Annotated in this window: 21 protein-coding genes and 1 riboswitch; of the genes, 13 read left to right on the top strand and 8 right to left on the bottom strand. The window is 63.9% G+C overall.

Annotation, left to right across the window (positions count from 1 at the left end; genetic code table 11):
* Nucleotides 1–365: 365 nt before the first annotated feature.
* Nucleotides 366–567, top strand: a riboswitch (cobalamin riboswitch).
* A gap of 117 nt (nt 568–684) precedes the next feature.
* From NKH54_RS05200 to NKH54_RS05235, 8 genes are all read left to right on the top strand, one after another.
* The gene (locus tag NKH54_RS05200; RefSeq protein WP_353027814.1) at nt 685–1,932 is read left to right on the top strand and encodes an aromatic ring-hydroxylating oxygenase subunit alpha; all 1,248 of its coding nucleotides are present in this window, start codon (nt 685–687) and stop codon (nt 1,930–1,932) included.
* 37 nt (nt 1,933–1,969) lie between these two features.
* Nucleotides 1,970–3,070, top strand: coding sequence for an FAD-binding oxidoreductase (locus NKH54_RS05205; RefSeq protein ID WP_353027815.1), 1,101 nt, complete (start codon nt 1,970–1,972; stop codon nt 3,068–3,070).
* Nucleotides 3,071–3,231: 161 nt separating this feature from the next.
* Entirely contained in the window at nt 3,232–3,654 is a 423-nt protein-coding gene (locus NKH54_RS05210) for a PqqD family protein (RefSeq protein WP_023668882.1), read from the top strand.
* A gap of 152 nt (nt 3,655–3,806) precedes the next feature.
* Complete coding sequence (locus NKH54_RS05215; protein ID WP_353027816.1) at nt 3,807–4,856, top strand: serine kinase; 1,050 nt, start codon at nt 3,807–3,809, stop codon at nt 4,854–4,856.
* The gene (locus NKH54_RS05220; protein WP_353027817.1) at nt 4,853–5,596 is read left to right on the top strand and encodes a glycosyltransferase family 2 protein; all 744 of its coding nucleotides are present in this window, start codon (nt 4,853–4,855) and stop codon (nt 5,594–5,596) included. Before NKH54_RS05215 ends, NKH54_RS05220 begins: the two co-directional genes overlap by 4 nt.
* Before the next feature lie 33 nt (nt 5,597–5,629).
* On the top strand, nt 5,630–6,382 hold the full coding sequence (locus NKH54_RS05225) for a glycosyltransferase family 2 protein (RefSeq protein ID WP_023729689.1): 753 nt from the start codon (nt 5,630–5,632) through the stop codon (nt 6,380–6,382).
* Nucleotides 6,367–7,059, top strand: coding sequence for a glycosyltransferase family 2 protein (locus tag NKH54_RS05230; RefSeq protein WP_245259934.1), 693 nt, complete (start codon nt 6,367–6,369; stop codon nt 7,057–7,059). Before NKH54_RS05225 ends, NKH54_RS05230 begins: the two co-directional genes overlap by 16 nt.
* Complete coding sequence (locus tag NKH54_RS05235) at nt 7,059–8,525, top strand: nucleotidyltransferase family protein (protein WP_353027818.1); 1,467 nt, start codon at nt 7,059–7,061, stop codon at nt 8,523–8,525. The genes NKH54_RS05230 and NKH54_RS05235 overlap by 1 nt, the downstream gene beginning before the upstream one ends.
* Nucleotides 8,526–8,570: 45 nt before the next feature.
* Here NKH54_RS05235 and NKH54_RS05240 read toward each other — a convergent pair whose 3' ends face one another.
* The 6 genes from NKH54_RS05240 to NKH54_RS05265 form a co-directional block, all read right to left on the bottom strand.
* On the bottom strand, nt 8,571–9,311 hold the full coding sequence (locus NKH54_RS05240; RefSeq protein ID WP_353027819.1) for an FAD-binding oxidoreductase: 741 nt from the start codon (nt 9,309–9,311) through the stop codon (nt 8,571–8,573).
* Nucleotides 9,308–9,919, bottom strand: coding sequence for a sulfite oxidase-like oxidoreductase (locus NKH54_RS05245; protein ID WP_023745161.1), 612 nt, complete (start codon nt 9,917–9,919; stop codon nt 9,308–9,310). Before NKH54_RS05245 ends, NKH54_RS05240 begins: the two co-directional genes overlap by 4 nt.
* A gap of 130 nt (nt 9,920–10,049) precedes the next feature.
* Entirely contained in the window at nt 10,050–10,259 is a 210-nt protein-coding gene (locus tag NKH54_RS05250; RefSeq protein ID WP_352597323.1) for a PDZ domain-containing protein, read from the bottom strand.
* Nucleotides 10,260–10,289: 30 nt separating this feature from the next.
* Nucleotides 10,290–11,054, bottom strand: coding sequence for an MBL fold metallo-hydrolase (locus NKH54_RS05255; protein ID WP_050588119.1), 765 nt, complete (start codon nt 11,052–11,054; stop codon nt 10,290–10,292).
* Nucleotides 11,054–12,220: a diphosphate--fructose-6-phosphate 1-phosphotransferase gene (locus NKH54_RS05260; protein ID WP_023756519.1), complete on the bottom strand. Its 1,167-nt coding sequence runs from the start codon at nt 12,218–12,220 to the stop codon at nt 11,054–11,056. Before NKH54_RS05260 ends, NKH54_RS05255 begins: the two co-directional genes overlap by 1 nt.
* Nucleotides 12,221–12,319: 99 nt before the next feature.
* Complete coding sequence (locus NKH54_RS05265; protein ID WP_023668871.1) at nt 12,320–13,087, bottom strand: L,D-transpeptidase; 768 nt, start codon at nt 13,085–13,087, stop codon at nt 12,320–12,322.
* Between the two features lie 229 nt (nt 13,088–13,316).
* Here NKH54_RS05265 and NKH54_RS05270 point away from each other — a divergent pair, with 229 nt between their 5' ends.
* The 3 genes from NKH54_RS05270 (at nt 13,317) to xylB (ending at nt 16,826) form a co-directional block, all read left to right on the top strand.
* Nucleotides 13,317–13,940, top strand: coding sequence for a LysE family translocator (locus NKH54_RS05270; RefSeq protein ID WP_023745165.1), 624 nt, complete (start codon nt 13,317–13,319; stop codon nt 13,938–13,940).
* Nucleotides 13,941–13,964: 24 nt separating this feature from the next.
* On the top strand, nt 13,965–15,290 hold the full coding sequence (locus NKH54_RS05275) for a tetratricopeptide repeat protein (protein ID WP_023755578.1): 1,326 nt from the start codon (nt 13,965–13,967) through the stop codon (nt 15,288–15,290).
* An 81-nt stretch (nt 15,291–15,371) separates the two neighbouring features.
* Nucleotides 15,372–16,826, top strand: coding sequence for a xylulokinase (gene xylB, locus NKH54_RS05280; RefSeq protein ID WP_023745167.1), 1,455 nt, complete (start codon nt 15,372–15,374; stop codon nt 16,824–16,826).
* 191 nt (nt 16,827–17,017) lie between these two features.
* On the opposite strand, the gene NKH54_RS05285 is transcribed toward xylB, so the two are convergent.
* Nucleotides 17,018–17,380 carry a nuclear transport factor 2 family protein gene (locus NKH54_RS05285; RefSeq protein WP_023745168.1) on the bottom strand — a complete coding sequence of 121 codons (363 nt, stop codon included), beginning with the start codon at nt 17,378–17,380 and terminating at the stop codon, nt 17,018–17,020.
* 113 nt (nt 17,381–17,493) lie between these two features.
* Here NKH54_RS05285 and xylA point away from each other — a divergent pair, with 113 nt between their 5' ends.
* Nucleotides 17,494–18,819, top strand: a complete 1,326-nt coding sequence (gene xylA / locus NKH54_RS05290; RefSeq protein ID WP_023684279.1) for a xylose isomerase — start codon at nt 17,494–17,496, stop codon at nt 18,817–18,819.
* Nucleotides 18,820–19,024: 205 nt separating this feature from the next.
* Nucleotides 19,025–19,228 (top strand): hypothetical protein, encoded by a 204-nt coding sequence (locus NKH54_RS05295; protein ID WP_023684278.1) that lies wholly within the window; start codon nt 19,025–19,027, stop codon nt 19,226–19,228.
* A 61-nt stretch (nt 19,229–19,289) separates the two neighbouring features.
* Here the strand turns inward: NKH54_RS05295 and NKH54_RS05300 are convergent, their stop codons facing one another.
* On the bottom strand, nt 19,290–20,270 hold the full coding sequence (locus NKH54_RS05300; protein WP_023755579.1) for a GlxA family transcriptional regulator: 981 nt from the start codon (nt 20,268–20,270) through the stop codon (nt 19,290–19,292).
* Between the last annotated feature and the right edge of the window lie 54 nt (nt 20,271–20,324).

Below are 20,324 nucleotides of genomic sequence, written 5' to 3' on the forward strand. Positions count from 1 at the left end.
GCACCTTGAAATTGTGCCAGGAAGTTCCTCTATGGTCATTTATCGCATTGTTTTCAGTTGCTTATGTCGAACCGAGTGGTTCGCTCCGGTGTCGGTTTCCGGGCCGTCGTTCACACCGTCCTGCACGCATTGTCAACAGAAACGAACCGTTCGGTTCGATTAGAGATTGCTAATAGTAACTTTTCGATACCGTTGAGCCCTTTTTGCCCCCGATCGAACTGGATCCGCAGCGATTCGAAACGGCGATGATGGCGTCGCAAGAAACGTCTCAGCTCTTTGACCGGCGGCGGGGGGCGTATGCCGCGCGTGTCGCGCCGCATGGATATGATGTCGCTTTCATGCCGACGTCGCGATCGCTGCCGTGATTAGATGATCGCATCTCAGGTGCCGCTTCGTGACGACGCAGCGGAGAATTGGGAAGCCGGTCAGAATCCGGCGCTGCCCCCGCAACGGTGGTGGAGTTCAAGTCGCAACGGGAGACCACTGGGCAAGAGCCTGGGAAGGTGTCGCGATGGTCCGCAAGGACAACTCCAGAGCCCGGAAACCAGCCCGAGATGCCTAGACTCGACTGATCGCGGTGGGCGGTCAAGAGGTGGATAGTGCATGTCCGGAGCCGCGCCGGCCTGCGTCCGATCCTTCCTCCATCACCACCAAGTTCAGTCCTTAAACCACGAGGACAGAACTATGGATACGCGCAACGACATGCTGAGGCTCCTGAACGGCCGCAAGCAAGGCTTTTCGCTGGAACAGCCCTTCTACACCGACCCGGACTATTTCAAGCTCGACATGGAGCTCATCTGGTATCGCGACTGGCTGTTCATCGGCCATGATTGCGAACTGCCGAAGCCCGGCAGCTATATCACCGTGCAGATCGGCGATTATCCGGTGGTGCTGGTCCGCGACCAGAAGGGCAACATCAACGCCTTTCACAATTCCTGCCGCCATCGCGGCAGCCGTGTCTGCAACACTGAGAAGGGCATGGCGGCAAAGCTTGTCTGCCCCTATCACCAGTGGACCTACGAGCTTGACGGCCGGCTGCTGTTTGCCCGCCAGATGGCAGACGGTTTCGACAAGAGCCAGTTCGGCCTGAAGCCCGTCGCCTGCGAGAGCGTCGGCGGTTACATCTTCATCTGCCTGGCGAAAGAACCTGCCGACTTTGCGCCGATGCGCGCCATGATAGAGCCCTACCTCAAGCCGCACCAGCTGAATGAAGCCAAGGTCGCCTTCGAGAGCACCATCATCGAGAAGGGCAACTGGAAGCTGGTCTGGGAAAACAACCGCGAATGCTATCACTGCGCCGGCAATCATCCGGAGCTGTGCAAGACATTCCCCGAAGCGCCGACGGTGACCGGCGTGCAGGGCGCCGACAGCGATCCGGAGATGCTGGCGCACTGGGCGAAATGCGAGGCGGCGGGCCTGCCGAGCAAGTTCCGCATCGATCCGGCCGGGCAATACCGCGCCACCCGCGCGCCGCTGCTGCGCGATGCCGTCAGCTACACGATGTCCGGAAAGCGCGCGGTGACGAAGAACCTGTCCGACACTGTTGCCGCCGACCGCATCGGCACCTTGATGCACTACCACTATCCGACGACCTGGAACCACATCCTGATCGACCATGCGGTCACCTTCCGGGTGCTGCCGATCAGCGCCACGCAAACCGTGGTGACGACCAAGTGGCTGGTGCACAAGGATGCGGTCGAGGGGGTCGACTACAACCTTGAGGAGCTCACCCATGTCTGGACCGAGACCAACGACCAGGACCGCCGCATCGTCGAGGAAAACGCCTTTGGCATCCTGTCTCCGGCCTATGAGCCCGGCCCCTATTCGGAGCTGCACGAGGGCGGCGTGATCCAGTTCGTCGAATGGTACGCGGCCTTCATCGGCCCGCGCCTTGCCGAAGGCGGCCGGCCGGCGCTGCGCAGCGTCGCGTGAGCTGGAGCAGGCGAAGAGGGACCAGAGGATGAATGCGATGACGGATCTTGGGCTCTATCGCCATCTCGACCAGATGGCGCCGTGGAACGATAGGCTGCAGGTGCTGGAAGTGATCGGCGTCAGCGACGAGGCGCCCGACGTCAAGACCTTCACCTTCCGCTCCGACAACCAGACCTGGTTCCGCTACAAGCCGGGCCAGTTCCTGACGCTGGAACTGCCGACACCGGACGGGCCGCTGATGCGCACCTACACGCTGTCGTCGTCGCCATCGCGGCCGTTTTCGATCGCGGTGACGATCAAGGCGCAGGCCGGCAGCATCGGCACGCGCTGGATGTTCGACCATCTGGCACCCGGCTCGCACGTCAAGGCCTATGGACCGGCGGGCGACTTCTCGTTGCACAGCCACCCGGCGGCCAAATACCTGTTCATTTCGGCTGGCTCCGGCGTGACGCCGATGATGTCGATGCTGCGCTGGCTGAACGACTGCGCGCCATGGACCGATGTCGGTTTCGTCAACTGCGCGCGGCGTGCCGAAGAGATCATCTTCCGCAAGGAACTCGAACTGCTCGGCGGCCATATGCCCGGCCTGTCGCTCGGCTTCATGATCGAGGAACGTTCCAGCCGCGAGGGCTGGTACGGTCATATGGGGCGCATCGACGCGATCCGGCTGCCCCTGCTGGCTCCGGATTTCCGCGAGCGCGAAATCTTCTGCTGCGGCCCCGATCCGTTCATGCGCGCCGTGCGCGGCATGCTGGATGCCGCCGGCTTCGACATGACGAAATACCATCAGGAGAGCTTTGCCGCGCCTGTGGTGGAGGAAATTCCGGCGCCGTTTGCCTCCCCGGTCGAGGACGGCATCGCTGCACCTGTCGAAGCCGTGACGCCGATCCGCTTCTCGCTTTCGGAGGTCGATGCCGGCTGCGTCGCCGGCCAGACCGTGCTGCAGACCGCGCGCAGCTCGGGCGTGCGGATTCCCGCCGCCTGCGAGTTCGGCCTGTGCGGCACCTGCAAGGTGAAGAAGGTCTCCGGCGAAGTCGAGATGAGCCACAATGGCGGCATCCTCGACCACGAGATCGATCACGGTTTCATCCTTGCCTGCTGCTCGAAACCGTTGTCGGCGCTCGAAATCGAGGCTTGAGCCGGTCGACTTCGCCGCAACGGTCGCCGACGCAGGCGTTGTGTTCGCGGGTCTTTGTCTTGCCAAGCATAGGCCGAGTGATTTAGACGCACTTAGGAAGGGCTGGGCAGACCGTGAAACCGGCGCATCCCTTCAGGGCGCATGGAACGGGGGACAGAGCGATGCAACAGCGGGTCTACGCGGTCGCAAGCAAGGACATCGTTTTCGAATCATTCGATGGCGAAGCCGTCGTTCTCGATCTTTCGAACGGTAAGTATTTCGGCTTTTCCGATTCCGGCAGCCGGGTCTGGCAGGCTTTGTCGTCCGGCGTCGCCACTGAAGCGCTGGTCGGAGCTGCCGCAGGCGCCGCAAAAATAAGCCTGGCCGACCTCGAAAGCTTCGTTGCCCGACTGCTCGATTTCGGGTTGCTTGCGCCAGCCGAAACACCGGCACAACCGCTTTCGGGCGAGCTGTCGGCTGCGCTTGCTGCCAGCAATGAGCCGCTCAAGGTCGATGTCCATGACGACCTTGCCGATCTCATCATTGTCGACCCGATCCATGAGGTTGAGGAACCTCTCGGCTGGCCGGCGGTGAAACAGGCATAATCGTTTCCCTAAAGCGCGTCGCGTTTGAACGGACTCAGGCGACGCGGTTTAGATCTTTGATTTTATGCATGTCGTCGTCTCAAAACGGGGGCCACCCCGAGCGACATGCATCAGGCGACCCGGCGCAATTCTGGACGCTGAACAACCAACACATGCCTTTGATCACGCTGCAAACCCTGCCGGATTATGCCCGCCATGTGCTGGCGGCCGCGGAAAGCGCCGCCGCCTTCTATCCCGTTACCACCAGCGTGCGGTTGCCGGGACTGGAGCTGAGTGTCCACCTCGACCATGGCACGCTGGCGGAAGCCATGAGCCATGCCTTCATACCGGCCCCGGAAAATCCGTCTGCATCTGACGGCTGCCGCATTTTCGTCGCCCACCCGGGCATCGATGGCGTCCTCGCCCCGGCCACCTGGGGCCGAGGCGATTACAACCATCATGCCTTTGCCAACCGGCTGGAAGAGGCCGGATTGCGCGGCAGCTACTATCATGACCTCGATTTCTGGCAGTTCCATGATCCGCAACGCCATGTCGGGGCGCAGCTGATGATGGCGGCCGAGGCCTTTCCGCCATGGGAACAGGCGGCGCCGCTGCGCGCCTTCCTGCATTGGGAATATGCGGCGCGCGGCATGCGGCTTACCCATGCCGGCACGCTGGGCATCGATGGCAAGGGCGTGTTGCTGGCGGGCTCCGGGGGAGCCGGAAAATCGGGAACGGTCGTCGCCGGCCTGCTCAATGGGCTCGATAGCGTCGGCGACGACTATGTGCTGATCGACCGGACCGGGGGGGTGACGGCCTATCCGCTGTTTGCCACGCTCAAGCAGGATCCGGAGGGCTTCAAGCGGCTGAAGCTGGAGGAGCGGCTAAAGTCGTACCAACCGCTGAACTGGCAAGTCAAGCATGCCTTTCACATCAACGAGATCGCGCCTCGACCAACTCCTGCAAGTCTGGACATTATTGCTTTGATAGTGCCCCATATCAGGGTAGGTGCGAGAAGCTCGGTCATGCCCATATCGCGCAAGGATGCCATGATCGCCTTGGCCCCGTCAGGAATCGTGCAGATGCCGGGCGAGCGGGAAGCGGGCTTTCGCTTTTTCAGCGAGCTTACCCGCGATCTGCCATGCTACCGGCTGTCGCTGGGGACCGAGCCGCGCGAGATCGCCGGCACGATTGCGGATTTCGTCCTTCGGGGCTCCGCATGAAGTTGAGCGTCATCGTGCCGGTCTACAATCGGGAGATCTATGTCGTTTCGACGTTGCGGTCCCTGCTCAGGCAACGCGACGATGCCGATCTCGATATCATCGTTGTCGACGATGGCTCGACGGACAGCTCCGTTGAAGCAGTCCGCGCCATCATGCGGGAAGCGTCGCGCATCCGCCTGTTCCAGCAGGCCAACCAGGGCGTGGCCAACGCGCGCAACACAGGGCTGAAGCAGTTGCTGCCGCAAACCGAACTGGTGTCGTTCCTGGATTCGGACGACGTCTCGCCGGCTGGACGATTCAAGGCTGGCCTACCCCTGTTCGCGGCCGACCCTGCGCTCGAGCTGACCTACTCGCTGATGACGCGCGTCAATCTCATGGATGACGAAGCCCTGCAGCCGGCGCCGGGCGGCGCAGGTCCTACCGTGCGCGGCGTCAGCCTTAGCGCCGGGATATTCCGCAGGGCACTCATCGACCGTACCGGTGCTTTCGACGAGGAGTTCCGGCAGGGCGAAGACGCCGACTATCTGCTGCGCATTTTCGAAACCAGCCCGAAGCACATTTTTCCCGACACCGTCGCGGTATACTACCGGCGCCACCCCGGCAATTTGACCAAGCAAAGGGATGTGGCGGTGCGCGAATATCTGCGTGTGATTCAGAAATCCTTGCGGCGGCGCAAGGCCGATCCGTCGCGGCGCCCGGTCGAGGGGCTTTTCGAGATCAAGCGCCCGGCAGAGTGGTGAGAGAATGAACAGATCACAGCCTGGAATGCGTGCTTGAAGCTGAGCGTGATCATGCCGGTCTACAACCGCGAACGCCATGTCGGTTCGGCGCTGCGCTCGCTGCTGAGGCAGCGCGACGCCGCCGATCTCGACATCATCGTTATCGATGACGGTTCGACCGACAGTTCGGCGGCGGTCGTGCGCTCGCTGATCGCGGAGGCGCCGAGCATTCGCCTTTTCCAGCAGGAGAATGCGGGGGTGACGCGGGCGCGCAACGCGGGCTTGCGGCAATTGCTGCCGCAGACCGGGCTGGTATCGTTTCTCGATTCGGACGACATTTCCCCGCCGGGCCGCTTCAAGGCGGATCTGGCCTGTTTCGACGCAGACCCCACCCTCGAGCTCACCTATTCGCGCATGACGTTGGTCGACGACATAGATGACGATACGCTGGAGCCGACAGCCGACAGCCACTCGGTGACGGTTCGCGGCATTCACCTGTCTCCCGCTATCTTCGTCCGGCGGTTGGTCGAACGCATCGGCAGCTTCGACGAGGATTTCCACCAGGCCGAGGACACCGACTATCTGCTGCGCACTTTCGAAAGCGGGCCGAAATTCACGATGCCCGACACTGTTGCGCTCTATTACCGGCGCCATCCCGGCAACATGACCAGGCAGGCCGATGTTCCTTTTCGCGAATTCATGCGCGCCGTCTACAAGTCGATGAAACGGCGCGAGGCCGACCGCTCCTTGCACCCTGTCGACGGCATCTTCGATTTCAAGGAACTTGCGAATTGGCGTTTCCTGTGATGGCCAGCTACGGCGTCGTCATTCCGGCCTTCAACGCGACCGCCACCATCGCCGAGACGCTGCGATCGGTCGCGGCCCAGACGGTCCAGCCCGACGCTATAATCGTCGTCGATGACGGCTCGACCGACGATACGGTCGCGGTGGTCAATGCGCTGGGCATGCCGGTGCGGGTGTTGCGCCAGGACAATGCCGGACCAGGCAGCGCCACCACCAGGGGCATCGCCGCGCTGGCGACGCCCTTCGTCGCCACGCTCGATGCGGACGATCTGTGGCTGCCGACCAAGATCGAAAGGCAGCTGGAGCATTTCGAGCGGTTTCCCGCGACGGCAGGCGTCTTTGCCCACTGGCGGACGTTTCGCGATGACAAGCCCGATGTGCAAAAGGACGTGGCGGTGGCGGGCTGGTCGCGCACGACGATGATGATCCGCCGGGAGGTGGCCGAGGCCGTCGGTCCGATCATCGACCCGCAAGGCGGTCGCGGCGACATGGTCGACTGGATCGCCCGTGCCCGTGAGGCGGGCTTTGCGCTTGCCATGCTCGACGATGTCCTGACCTTGCGCCGCATCCGGCCCGACAGCATGTCCTATGGACGCGACCCCGTGCGCGACCGCGGTTATGTCGAAGTCGTAAGGCTGGCCATGCAAAGGCGAGCAGCGAAAAAGGCGAGCGCCGACTGATGGCCAATGCCATGCGCCGTATCGGCCGCCGCTTTCCGGACTATGGCTGGTCGTGGCCTACCGGCGGCCTCGACCAGTTGCTGAAGGCCGCATTGCTCCCCGATGAAGAGGCGGCCGGGGGCTATGCGGCGCGCTGGCTCGACGAGAACGATATCGACCATGCTGCTTTCCGCGAGCATCGGCTGCTGGCCGCGATCTCCGACAGGTTCGGCCGCAAGCTCGCTGGGCATCCGGCCTATCCACGTCTTGTCGGCCTGCAAAAGATGCTGTGGACCAAATCGCGACTGGCTGCGCGCGAGGCCGAGCCGGCGCTACAGGCCATGATCGACGCCGGCTGCGCGGTGATGCTTATCAAAGGCGCCAGCCGCATCGCCGTCAACGCGTCGGCGCAGCGCGGCCGGGTGGCGCATGACATCGACATACTGGTGCGCCCGCAGGACATGATTGCCGCCTTCGAGGTGCTTAGCGAACGCGACTGGCAGATCGCCACCGGCGTCAGTCCGCAATATCTGCGCACCAGGCTGGCGTCCTTGCGTTCGATGAATTTCTTCAAGGGCAGTTTCGGCGACATCGACCTGCACCAGCTCGCTTATGACGGGTCGCAGCAAAGCGCGAAAGATGATCTGGCGATCTGGCAGCGGGCGCTGTCAGCCGACTTCAATGGCGTCCGCGTGCTTGTTCCCTCTCCGGCCGACCGCATGGCGCTTGCCATCGCACATGGCGGCCTCGATGCCCACACCCACAGCGACTGGCTGGTCGACTGTGCGGTCGCCATCGAGAGTGGCGCAGTCGACTGGGGCGTGTTCGCCGACATCGTCGCCAGGCGCCACCTGGCCGTAGCCGCGGCGGTGGCGCTCTCCTATCTCTGCCTGGAGATCGGCATTGCGGTGCCGGAGGCTGAACTTGCAAAGACGATTGAGTTGGCCGACCGCGCCGGCCTGTCGCGCTGGTCCTCGGTGCTGCAGGCCAAGCCGCGCACCGATTTCGGCGGCCTCGTTTGGCTGTCGCGCGGCTTTGCCAAGCAGTTGCGCCTCAAACGCAAAAAGGGCCGCCTGCAGCAGCCGACGCCCGCCGTCTGGCGCGGCAGGCCGACATTGCGCAAGGCAAGAGCGACGTCGGCGCCGTTTGCACTTTCCCAGCCCCTGCCGCGTCCGGACAGGACTGGAGCGATGGTGCTGGACGTCACCGTCAGGATCGTCGTTCCACCAATCCGGCGCCGCATTGAGATGGAAATCAATGCCGGCGGCGGCCATGTCGCCCGCCTGCGTTCGATGGTGATCAGCCGCGCCGGCGGCGGACGTGTGCTGCGCTTTCGCGGCAAGGTAACGGTGGACGACACCGGCCGGCCTCTGGTGATCGAGGCACGGCCATCGCGCCAGTTCCGCAACTGGGACAATGAGGCCGAAGTCGCCGCCTATGGCGCGCTGCCGTTCCAATTGCTGTCGGCAAGGTTTTCACCCGCCTGAGAGCGGGTCGCTGTTTCCATGAAACATTGAACCACTGTGGCCCTCTCAGACGCCATAGCGCTCGGTGCGGATGATTTCCGCTGATATGCCGGCGTCGATCAGCGACCGGGCAGCCGCCGAGACGAAGGCGTTCGACCCGCAGACGAAGGCGAGCGCCGGCGGCCGCGGCAGCCGCGTGAGCGCCTGCATAACCATTGCCGTGTCGATGCGCCTCGAATAGGCGGACGGGCGCCGTACGGCCTCGCGCGTCAGCGTCAGCACCAGCTCGAACCCGTCGCGGCGGTCACCGAGACCGATCAGCTCGTCGCGGAAGATCACCTCGTCCCAGACCCGCACCGAAAACATCAGCGCCACCGGCACCGCCGATTTGCGCAAGGTCCGGTGACGCACCATCGCCATCAGCGGCACGACGCCGGAGCCGCCGCCGACCAGAAGCAGCGGACCGCCATCCCCATCGGACCAGACGAAATGGCCGCCGAGCGGCCCGCGCAGTTCGATCTCGTCACCCACCGCGGCGATGTCGTGGAAGAAGGGCGAGACTTCACCGTCGTCGAACTTCTCGATCGCCAGCTCGATCGTGGCGCCGCTCTCCGGCGCCGAGGCGATGGAATAGGAGCGGCGTGCCTGGTAGCCGTCAGGCGCAGTCAGCCTGACATCGACATGCTGTCCGGCGCGATAGGCGAATGGCCGTGACAGCGCGAAAAAGAAACTGGCAACGCGTGCCGTCCGCTTTTCGATCCGGGTGATTTTCGCCGTCTGCCAGGGAGATTGCGGCGCTTCGCTCATGGATCGCCGCTATAGCGCTGCTCGCGCCACGGGTCGCCATAGATGTGATAGCCGCGCAATTCCCAGAAGCCCGGCTCGTCGCGCTCGGTGAACTGCAGCCCGTTCAGCCATTTGGCCGATTTCCAGAAATAGAGATGCGGCACCAGGAGCCGCGCCGGGCCGCCATGGTCGGCAGTGATCGGCTTGCCTTCATAAAGGAGCGCCACCATCGCCTTCCCCGCTGTGAGATCCTTGGCCGGCACGTTGGTGGTGTAGCCGTCATAGCCATGCGCCAGCAGGAAGCCGGTCGGCGCTTCGATACCGGCATCGGCAAGGATGTCGTCGACCAGCACGCCTTGCCAGGCGGTATCGAACTTGGTCCAGGCGGTAACGCAATGGATGTCGCGCGTCATCTTGGTCAAGGGCAGCGCGTTGAACTCGGCCCAGTTCCACTTCTTGATCGGGCGTGGCCCGTGCCTGAGCGTGAACGACCAGTCCTCGGTGCGCACGCGCGGCGTCGGCCCCGCCGACAGCACCGGAAAGCCCTGTTCGAGATACTGACCGGGCGGAATGCGCGCATCGGTCTCCGTCGGAGGCTTTCGACCGGAGGAAAAACCGCGAGTGACCATTTGACTGTCCGTTTTTAGCAGGCCATTGCCGGCCTGCCGTAATGTTCTCGAAGATGTCGCGGCGGGCAACAGGAATTTCGGCGGCCGTGCGGCAGGCCTGTCGGTGGTCCGGCGAGCCTGCCATGATGTCTCAACCGGCGGCGAAGGATACGGCGACGAGGATTTGCGCGTCGCCGCGATCGATCAAAAGCAGCACCGACTTCCGGCCCGATCTGCCGGCCTCGGCGATCGCCTGGTTGGCTTGCCGCGCATTCCGCACCGGCGACTGGTCGACGGCGACGATGACGTCGCCCGGCTGCAGGCCGGCATTGGCGGCTGCCTTGTCCGGACGCTCGACCACGGCGCCACGCTGGTTCCGATCACAATGTCGTCAGCGGCCTTCGGTGCGCCTGAGATAGGTTGTGGCGATCTCGCGCATCCGGTTGCCGTCGAAGCTCGGCCCATGGCCGCCATGGCCGAGACGGACAGGCAGATCGAGGAGCCGCTGCATGGTACGGCGATAATCAGGCCGGCAGGAATCCGGCAGGTCGTCGATCAGCATGGAATCGTAGATGGCGTCGCCGGCAAAGAACAACCCGTCCGTCTCTTCGAACAAAGCGATCGAATCCGGCGAATGTCCGGGCAGATGCAGGACGCGGAACTGCCGGTCGCCGAGGTCGACGATGTCGCCCTCGTCCAGCGTGCGCGTCAGCGGCGCCGGCGGGATCTTGTAGTCGGCCGCCGTCCAGCCCGGCGCCGGCAATTTCGAAACGGCGCCGTCGAGATTGTTGAACATGTAGGCGTAGGTCACCTGATCGTTCATGGTCTCGAAATGCTCGGCACTGTGCCGCGGCCCGGCGCGCAGCGGAAACTCGTGCAGCGAGCCGACATGGTCGAGATGGATGTGGGTGGCGACAACGATGAGCGGCTTGCCCTCGGGCGTGTCGATTTCAGGCGCCAGCGGGCAGATGCCCATGCCGGTGTCGACCAGCAGGTCGGCGTCGCGTCCCCTGAAATGCCAGATGTTGGCGCGCACGAAATCATGCACGAACGGCTCGGTCAGCATCGTCGTGCGGTCGTCGATGATCGTCTTGCCGAACCAGTCGCCGACAACGCGCTCGCCACCAAAACGGGTGCCGCCAAAACGGCCGCCCATCAGACGAAGGGCTTTCCCACCTTGTATTTTTCCGGCACCAGCCGCTTCAGGTAAGCCATGCCCGCTTCCGACAGCTGGTTGACATCGGGCTTCATGAAATCGTCGGGCATATGGCGCGTCTTGCCGGCGACGTTCTTCAGCGGCACCTTCTTCAGCACGGTTTTCGTGCCGTCATATTGCAGCGCCACCGAGCCACCGCCTTCGCCGGCAACGGCAACCGCGAAGGCGCCGGCGTCGAAAGCCTCCCGCGCGTCGACGGCGCTGATCGCGCCGACATAGCCGCGCGGCATGTAGCCAAGCGCATCGACGCGGGCGCGCTTGCCCGGCAGGCCTTCGGCGAGCGCACGTTCCAGAGCTGACGGCAGGTCGCTGCCCGACAGTTTGACGTTGCCATGCGCGTCGCGCTCGAGCTTGTCCGGCGGCACCAGGCTTTCGACCAGCGCCTTGCCGTCGGCGGTGCTGACTCCTTCGGAGACGGCGACGATGCAACGCTTGTGGCGGTCGAGCGTGGCGCGCACGTCGTCGATGAAACCGGCGGCGGAGAACGGCCGTTCCGGCACGTAGACCAGATGCGGGCCGCTGTCGGGATCGAGCTGCCAGGCTGCAGCCGCCGCGGTGAGGAAGCCGGCATGCCGACCCATTACGATGCCGACATAGATGCCGGGCAATGCGCGGAAATCGAGATCGACGGACAGGAAGGCGCCGGCGACGAATTCGGCCGCCGAGATGAAGCCCGGCGTGTGGTCGTTTTCCTCGAGGTCGTTGTCGATGGTTTTTGGCGCATGGACGAAAGCAATGCTGCCGCCGGCGGCGTCGGTCAGAATCTGCTGCGTGCCCGACGTGTCGTTGCCACCGATGTAGATGAAAGCGTCGGCGCCGGCCTTCTTCAACCCGTTGAGGATGACTTCGCAATAGGCAGCGTCGGGCTTGTCGCGTGTCGAGCCGAGCGCGGCACTCGGCGTGCCGGCGATCAGCCGCAGCCGGTCCTCTGGGATGGCGGAGAGGTCGACATAGTTGCCGTCACGAATGCCGCGCACGCCGTGGAGCGAGCCCAGCACCTTGGCGCCGGGATGGCGCTTGCGGACTTCCAGCGTGGCCCCGACAACCGTCTGGTTGATGACGGCGGTCGGGCCGCCGCCCTGTGCGATGACAAACGTTCCAGCCATGCTCGATCTCTCCCGGCGCTGTGGTTTTCAAGGCACCTTGGCCTAGCTTGCCGCATCGCGCAACGGGAGTTTCCAGCGGCGCCAAACCGCCGCACAGGATCAGACGACCACGACCGGGTTCTTCTTGGAAACGCGGCTGTAGAGGTCGATGATATCCTGGTTGATCAGGCGCACGCAGCCCGACGACATCGCCTGGCCAATGCTCGCCCATTCCGGCGAACCGTGTATGCGGTAGCCGGTGTCCTTGCCGTCCTGGTAGATGTAGAGGGCGCGTGCGCCGAGCGGGTTGGTGAGGCCACCGGGCTGGCCGTTTTGCCATTTCACCAGTTCCGGCTTGCGCTGGATCATCTCCGGCGGCGGCGTCCAGGTCGGCCATTCCTTGCCGTACTGGATGTTGGCGCGGCCGGACCAGCGGAAGCCGTCCTTGCCGATGCCGACGCCGTAGCGGATGGCGTCGCCGCCCTCCTGCACCAGATAGAGCTTTCGCTCCTGCAGATGCACGACAATGGTGCCGGGCGCCTCGCCGGTCTCGTTGACGACGATCTGGCGGCGGAACTCCGGCTTGACCTTCTGATAGGGCACCGCCGGCACTTCGAAGCCGCCATCGTTGAGCGAGGCGTACATGACATCAGGGCCGGTGACGTTCTTGTCGACGCTGATCGCCGGACGGATCGGCCGCACCGAGCCGGTGACCGTGTCATCCAGCTGGAATTGCGGCAGCTCGAGCGTCGAAGTGCTGCAGCCGGCCATGCCGAGCAGCGTCATGGCGCCGGCCCCTGACAGGACGAAGCGGCGGGAATAGAGATGTTCGGTCTCGTTTGCGTCGCCATTTGCTGGCGGCGTCACATTCTGCGGCAACTCACGCATGCACCCAAACCCTACGCTGTCGGCGGGAAACACGGTCCGGCCGGATGGCAGGCAGTTTCGCCAAACATGGTTGAAAAAGGGTGAAGGCCCAACGACCGGTCTTAAGCCTGTGCCGCCAATAGCCGCAGCGATCTGGCGAAATGGTCCGCCGTGCATTTTTGGGAGAGGGCTCTTTACATTCCTCCGCACACGAGGATTTATCCTTTTCTTTGCGCTCAAGGAGACAAAGATGTCGTTCGAAAACTGGGCCGCCTTCGCCGCCGCCTCCACCGTTCTGCTCATCATTCCCGGCCCGACCATTCTTCTGGTCGTGTCCTATGCGCTGGGCCAGGGCTGGCGCACCGCCTTGCCGATGGCCGTCGGCGTGGCGCTGGGCGACTTCACCGCCATGACCCTGTCGATGCTGGGCATCGGCGCGCTGCTGGCCGCGTCGGCGACCGTGTTCACCATTCTGAAGCTGATCGGCGCCTGCTATCTGATCTATCTCGGGGTAAAACTGTTTCGCGCCGGCGGCGCGCTCAAAGCCGAACCACGCACAGATGCCGTCTCGGCCGCCAAGATGATGGCGCACGCCTGGCTGGTCACCGCACTCAACCCGAAGAGCATCACCTTCTTCGTCGCCTTCCTGCCGCAGTTCCTCAACCGGGAAGCCGATTTCTGGACACAGATGCTGATCTTCGAAGCGACCTTCCTGGCGCTCGCCTTCGCCAATGCCTTCGGCTACGCGCTGGTTGCGGCGCGCGCCCGCAACGTCGTACGCAACCCCAAGGCGATCCGCATCTTCAACCGCACCGGCGGCACGCTGCTGGTCGGCGCCGGGATCGCCACGGTGGCGATGCGCTCGGGCAATTAGGAACTGCGGAGCATCAGGGCCGATATGGCAGTAAGAGATCCATTCGGCCTAATGTTTTCGGGCGCGACCGAGGCCGGGTTTTCACCCTACAGCCAGGCCGTTCATGAATTGCAATGCTTCGTCGGCGACCCGGTCGGCTCCGTTGACCGCGCCATATCGGCGGATCCCGGTTTCGTCATGGCGCATGTCTTCAAGGGGTATCTGTTCGGCCTCGCCACCGAACGCGAGGCAATGGCGGTCACCCAGGCATGCCATGCTGCGGCACTGCCGCTTGCCGCGACGCCGCGCGAACAGGCGCATGTGGCGGCCCTTGGCCACCTTGCCGAGGGACGCTGGCATGACGCCGCGCGCCTGCTCGAAGATATCGCCATCGACAACCCGCTCGACGCGGTGGCGTTGCAGGTCGGCCACCAGATCGACTTCTTCACCGGCAATGCCCGCATGCTGCGCGACCGTATCAGCCGCGCGCTGCCGTCCTGGCAGAGCGGCATGCCAGGTTACCACGCCATTCTCGGTATGCAGGCCTTCGGTCTCGAGGAGATGGGCGACTATATCAGAGCCGAAAGTTTCGGCCGACAGGCGATCGAGATCGAGCCGCGAGACGGCTGGGCGCAGCATGCGGTCGCCCATGTCATGGAGATGCAGAGCCGGCAACGGGACGGCATCGCCTGGATGCGCGCCAACCCCGGGGCGTGGACGAAGGAAAGCTTCCTGCAGGTGCATAATTGGTGGCATCTGGCGCTGTTCCACTACGATCTCGGCGAGACCGACGAGGTGCTCAAGCTCTATGACGGGCCGATCTATGGCGAGCGTTCGACGCTGGCGCTGAACATGGTCGACGCCTCTGCGATCCTGTGGCGGCTTTATCTCGGCGGTGTCGATGTCGGCGACCGCTGGGCAGCGCTCGCTGCCAACTGGGCGCCGAAGGCTGGAGCCGGCAATTACGCCTTCAACGATGCGCATGCGATGATGGCATTCGTCGGCGCCGGTCTCGAAGCGCCGGTCAAGATCTTGCTCGAAGCCCAGCACGAGGCGATGCGCGGCAGCGACGACAACGCCGCCTTTACCCGGGATGTCGGCCAGCCACTGACGGAAGGCATCAAGGCATTCGGCGAGGGCAATTACAGCGAAGCGGTGCGCCTGATCCGACCGGTCCGCGCCATTGCCCATCGCTTTGGCGGCAGCCACGCCCAGCGCGATGTGATTGATCTCACGCTGATCGAGGCGGCGTTGCGCGCCGGCGACACGGCGCTTGCCTGGGCGTTGACGGCCGAGCGCGCACTGGTCCGGCCGGACAGTCCGCTGTCGGCGCTGTTTTCGCAACGCGCCGCCAATTTGTCAGAGAATTGACCCGCGGCGGATCTTGTTTTAAAAACTGGCAAGCCAGATTTTTTCGAGACCCGAAAAAATTAATGGCAATGGGAGGAATGCATGTATCTCGGCCTCGATCTCGGCACGTCGGGCGTCAAGGCGCTGTTGATCGATGCCGGGCAGAAGATCATCGGCTCCGGCCATGCTTCGCTTGACGTATCGCGGCCGCATCCCGGCTGGTCCGAACAAAACCCCGCCGACTGGATCCGCGCCTGCGAGACGGCCATCGCCGAGCTGAAAACGTCGCACCCGAAAGAGCTTGCCGCGGTCAAGGGCATCGGCCTTTCCGGCCATATGCATGGCGCCACCTTGCTCGATGCCGGCGACCAGGTGCTGCGCCCCTGCATCCTGTGGAACGATACGCGCAGCCACGCTGAGGCCGCCGCGCTGGATGCCGACCCGCGCTTTCGCCAACTCACCGGGAATATCGTCTTCCCCGGCTTCACGGCGCCGAAACTCGCCTGGGTGAAGAACAATGAGCCCTCCGTCTTCGCCAAAGTGGCGAAGGTGCTTTTGCCGAAGGATTTCCTGCGGCTGTGGCTGACCGGCGAGCATATCTCAGAAATGTCCGACTCGGCCGGCACCTCCTGGCTCGATGTCGGCAAACGGCGCTGGTCCCCCGAGTTGCTTGCGGCGACATCGCTCGACGAAAGGCAGATGCCGTCGCTGGTCGAAGGCACGGAGAAGGCCGGAGCCTTGCGCGCCGAACTGGCCGCCAGCTGGGGCATAGCATCGGGCACCCCGGTTGCCGGCGGCGCCGGCGACAATGCTGCTTCGGCCTGCGGCATGGGCACGGTCGGCGCCGGCCACGCTTTTGTGTCGCTGGGCACATCTGGCGTGCTGTTTGCTGCCAACGCTTCCTACCTGCCCAATCCGGCAAGCGCGGTGCACACCTTCTGCCATGCCCTGCCCAACACCTGGCACCAGATGGGGGTCATCCTGTCTGCGACCGATTCGCTGAACTGGCTGTCGGAGATTTCAGGCAAGAAGGCCGGTGAATTGACCGCCGAACTTGGCGATGTGCTGAAAGCGCCGAGCGGGGTGTCGTTCCTGCCCTATCTCTCGGGCGAGCGCACGCCGCACAATGATTCCGCCATTCGTGGGTCCTTCACCGGACTGGCGCATGAGTCGAGCCGCGCGGTGCTGACGCAGGCCGTGCTTGAAGGCGTCGCCTTCGCATTCCGCGACAGTCTCGAAGCCTTGAAGACCGCCGGCACGGATTTGACGCGGGTGACGGCAATCGGCGGCGGCTCGCGCTCGCGCTACTGGCTGAAGGCGATCGCTACGGCGCTGCAGGTGCCCGTGGACATTCCGGCCGACGGCGATTTCGGTGCTGCCTTTGGCGCGGCGAGGCTTGGTCTGATCGCGGCGACAGGGGCTGATCCGCTGGCGGTGTGCACGGCGCCGAGGACGGATGCGACGATCGAGCCGGATGCTGCGCTTGGCGGGGCGTATGCCGATGCGTACCAGCGCTACCGGGCGCTATACCCGGCGATCAAAGGCATGACCGCGTGAGTCGGCGCGAGGCACCCCCCTCTGCCCTGCCGGGCATCTCCCCCGCAAGGGGGGAGATCGGCAGCGTCGGCGGGTATGCCAGTCTTGTAAGGTGGGTGATTAGCGAAGGCGTGGATGCCAGCCAATCTCCCCCCTTGCGGGGGAGATGCCCGGCAGGGCAGAGGGGGGTGTCTCGCGCCACCCTTAATCGATCACTGCGCCGGCACCTTGTCCAGAAACCCGGTGACGCTCTTCAGGCGCCCATTTTCGACAACACCGATATCGGTGCCTTCGATAACCGACGGCACGCCTTCCGGCCCAAGATTCCACGAGAAGCGGATGCGGTCGCCAAACCCGTCCGGCGTACCCTTCAGCGAGAACCGGAAGCCGGCGAAGCGCTGCTGTACGCCGTCGATCAGCCCAGCAACGCCGGCGTGGCCGTCGCCCTGCATGAGCGGATCGCGGTAGCTGACGTCTTCGGTGAAGGTGGCCTTGAGCAGTTCGGCACGGCGATCCGCATCGGCCTCGTTCCAGGCGGTGATGTAGTTCTGGGCGATCGTATTGAGGTCGGTCATGGTCTGTCTCCTTCGTTGAGTGGCTTTGACACGAGGCTTTTCACCCCAAGCGAGAGCGAAACCAATTACGCCTGAGGTAATCAGGGTGAACTATTCGAGAGAGGACAGAAATCATGAGCAGCGGATTTTTCGGCGACATCAAAGCGATCAAGTATGAGGGGCCGGATTCCACCAATCCGCTGGCCTACCGCTTCTACAATCCCGACGAGGTGGTGGCCGGCAAACGGCTGGAAGACCATCTGCGCTTCGCCGTCGCCTACTGGCATTCTTTCGCCTGGCCGGGCGGCGATCCCTTTGGCGGCCAGACCTTCGACCGGCCCTGGTTTCCCAAGGCTGGCGGCGTCGACACGATGGAACTGGCCAAGCTGAAAGCCGACGTCGCCTTCGAGATGTTCTCGCTGCTCGGCGCGCCCTATTTCTGCTTCCACGACGCCGACGTGCGGCCGGAAGGCAAGGATTTCTCCGAAAGTGCCGCGCGGCTCGACGAGATCGCCGACTATTTTGCCGCCAAGATGAAGAAGACCGGCGTCAAACTGCTCTGGGGCACGGCCAACCTGTTCTCCAACCGCCGCTTCATGTCGGGCGCCGCCACCAATCCCGATCCGGATGTCTTCGCCTATGCGGCGGCGACGGTGAAAAGCTGCATCGACGTCACGAAGCGGCTGAAGGGCGAGAATTATGTACTGTGGGGCGGGCGCGAGGGCTATGAAACGCTGCTCAACACTGATCTTGCTCGCGAGCAGGAGCAGGCCGGGCGCTTCCTCAGTCTCGTCGTCGACTACAAGCACAAGATCGGCTTCAAAGGCACGATCCTGATCGAGCCGAAGCCGCAGGAGCCGACCAAGCATCAGTACGACTACGACGTTGCCACGGTCTACGGTTTCCTCAAGCGCTTCGGGCTGGAGAAGGAAGTGAAGCTGAACATCGAGCAGGGCCACGCGATTCTTGCCGGCCATTCCTTCGAGCACGAGCTGGCGCTGGCCAATGCGCTCGGCGTCTTCGGCTCGATCGACATGAACCGCAACGACTACCAGTCGGGCTGGGACACCGACCAGTTCCCCAACAATGTGCCGGAGATGGCGCTGGCCTATTACCAGGTGTTGCAGGCCGGCGGCTTCAAGACCGGCGGCACCAATTTCGACGCCAAGCTGCGCCGCCAGTCGCTCGACCCGCAGGACCTGCTGATCGGCCATATCGGCGGCATGGATTCCTGCGCACGAGGTCTCAAGGCAGCCGCCAAGATGGTCGAGGACAAGGCGCTGTCGGGTCCGCTGGCCGAGCGCTATGCCGGTTGGAACACGGCCGAGGGCAAGGCGATGCTGTCGGGCAAGCGCTCGCTGGAAGACATCGCCGAGCGCGTGGTGAAGAAGAAGATCGAGCCGCAGCCACGCTCCGGCCGCCAGGAGTTGCTGGAAAACATCGTCAACCGCTACGTCTGAGGGCGGAAAGCCGATTCGTTGTGCTCAAGGGTGGCTGGATAACATTCCGGCCGCCCCGGAATGGGGTTTGCGCAAGACCCTATCCGACGACAAGGGTTTGCCCTTTGGCGCCCCTCAATGACCTCGCTCTTGCCTTCAAACTGCCGTCACGTATCTCGTATAAGGATGCGGTTGTGGCGGGTGAAAAGGAAGGAGGCGAACCGATATGCAGCATGAACGCGAAATCAACGCCCTGCTCTCATCCGGCGAGACCGGATCGATCATCGACCGGCTGATGGCGCTGCCGCGGCCGACCGACAGCGTGAAAAACGAATGGGATCGTGCTGTCAGCAGCCGATTTGAAGTCCGTCTGGCGAGGCAGATGCGCTCGCAGATGGACGCCGGCAGCGATCGACAGAACGCAGCCTGATCTCCCTTTGTCTGTGCATGTCGTAATCCCAAAACCGCGACACACTTTTGGGCGACATGCATCAACCTCGGCGCAGCCTGACCGGGGCTTGGCCGAACGCTCTTGAAAACGCTCTGGAAAATGCCGCGGCGGACGAGAACCCCGTCCGCCCGGCAATATCCGCCATGGCGATCCGCGTGTCGACCACCAGCCGCCGCGCCGCGCCCAGCCGAAGCCTGAGATAATATGCGCCCGGCGTCTCGCCGATCGACTTGCGAAAAATGCTCTCCAATGTCCGCGCCGTCACCCCGGCGCGTTTTGCCACCGCGTCGATGGTCAGCGGCTGGTCGACATGCGATTCCATCAGCCGGATAGCCTGCGCCAGACGCGGGTCGTAGCCGTCGAGCCGGCCGAGCGAGACCAGCGGCTGCGCGTCGGTCGCGGCGCGCGCCTGGTCGTAGATGAAGACGCTGGCGACATCGAGCGCGACGGCCATGCCGAGCCGGGTGCGGATCAGATGCAGCATCAGGTCGAAGGTCGGCGACGCCCCGCCCGAGGTGAACACCGGTCCGTCGATGACGTAGCGGTCCGGACGCACGTCGACGCCGGGAAAGGCGGAGGAAAAATCCTCCATGTCTTCCCAATGGGTGGTGGCGCTGCGGCCTTCGAGGAGGCCGGCGCGCGCCACCAGCCATGTGCCGGCCTCGACGCCGCCGCAGGCGCGAGCCGCGCGGGCCGCTCGCCGTAATCCGGAAAGCAGAGCCGATGTCGCGTAATTCTGGGTGCCGAAGCCGGCGACGACGACAAGCACGTCGGTCGGCTCGGCCGCATCGAAGCGGCCCCTGACCGCCACCGGCAGGCCGCATGTGGTGACCGGCGCCTCGCCGGTGACCGAGACCAGTTTGAAATCGAACAGCGTCTCGCCTGAGATGCGGTTGGCGGCGCGCAGCGGGTCGACGGTCGACGCCACGCACATGATGGACGAGCCTGAAAACACCAGCAGCGTCACCTTGAGCGGCGATCGCTCAGCGCGAAAGATGGTCGGTTTTTCGCTTTTGATCACGAGAGCTTCGTAAATTGCAAAACAGTTTCCGGCAAGTCGGTCATTGTTAGGGTC

The sequence above is a fragment of the Mesorhizobium sp. M1004 genome, from assembly GCF_040318795.1.
Classification (GTDB): domain Bacteria; phylum Pseudomonadota; class Alphaproteobacteria; order Rhizobiales; family Rhizobiaceae; genus Mesorhizobium.

Coding starts and splice junctions, on each gene's coding strand:
- NKH54_RS05260 (WP_023756519.1), bottom strand. CDS start 12,220: ATGGCTGGAACGTTTGTCATCGCACAGGGCGGCGGCCCGACCGCCGTC.
- NKH54_RS05295 (WP_023684278.1), top strand. CDS start 19,025: ATGCAGCATGAACGCGAAATCAACGCCCTGCTCTCATCCGGCGAGACC.
- NKH54_RS05245 (WP_023745161.1), bottom strand. CDS start 9,919: ATGGTCACTCGCGGTTTTTCCTCCGGTCGAAAGCCTCCGACGGAGACC.
- NKH54_RS05270 (WP_023745165.1), top strand. CDS start 13,317: ATGTCGTTCGAAAACTGGGCCGCCTTCGCCGCCGCCTCCACCGTTCTG.
- xylA (WP_023684279.1), top strand. CDS start 17,494: ATGAGCAGCGGATTTTTCGGCGACATCAAAGCGATCAAGTATGAGGGG.
- NKH54_RS05200 (WP_353027814.1), top strand. CDS start 685: ATGGATACGCGCAACGACATGCTGAGGCTCCTGAACGGCCGCAAGCAA.
- NKH54_RS05210 (WP_023668882.1), top strand. CDS start 3,232: ATGCAACAGCGGGTCTACGCGGTCGCAAGCAAGGACATCGTTTTCGAA.
- xylB (WP_023745167.1), top strand. CDS start 15,372: ATGTATCTCGGCCTCGATCTCGGCACGTCGGGCGTCAAGGCGCTGTTG.
- NKH54_RS05205 (WP_353027815.1), top strand. CDS start 1,970: ATGACGGATCTTGGGCTCTATCGCCATCTCGACCAGATGGCGCCGTGG.
- NKH54_RS05215 (WP_353027816.1), top strand. CDS start 3,807: ATGCCTTTGATCACGCTGCAAACCCTGCCGGATTATGCCCGCCATGTG.
- NKH54_RS05220 (WP_353027817.1), top strand. CDS start 4,853: ATGAAGTTGAGCGTCATCGTGCCGGTCTACAATCGGGAGATCTATGTC.
- NKH54_RS05285 (WP_023745168.1), bottom strand. CDS start 17,380: ATGACCGACCTCAATACGATCGCCCAGAACTACATCACCGCCTGGAAC.
- NKH54_RS05275 (WP_023755578.1), top strand. CDS start 13,965: ATGGCAGTAAGAGATCCATTCGGCCTAATGTTTTCGGGCGCGACCGAG.
- NKH54_RS05240 (WP_353027819.1), bottom strand. CDS start 9,311: ATGAGCGAAGCGCCGCAATCTCCCTGGCAGACGGCGAAAATCACCCGG.
- NKH54_RS05265 (WP_023668871.1), bottom strand. CDS start 13,087: ATGCGTGAGTTGCCGCAGAATGTGACGCCGCCAGCAAATGGCGACGCA.
- NKH54_RS05235 (WP_353027818.1), top strand. CDS start 7,059: ATGGCCAATGCCATGCGCCGTATCGGCCGCCGCTTTCCGGACTATGGC.
- NKH54_RS05255 (WP_050588119.1), bottom strand. CDS start 11,054: ATGGGCGGCCGTTTTGGCGGCACCCGTTTTGGTGGCGAGCGCGTTGTC.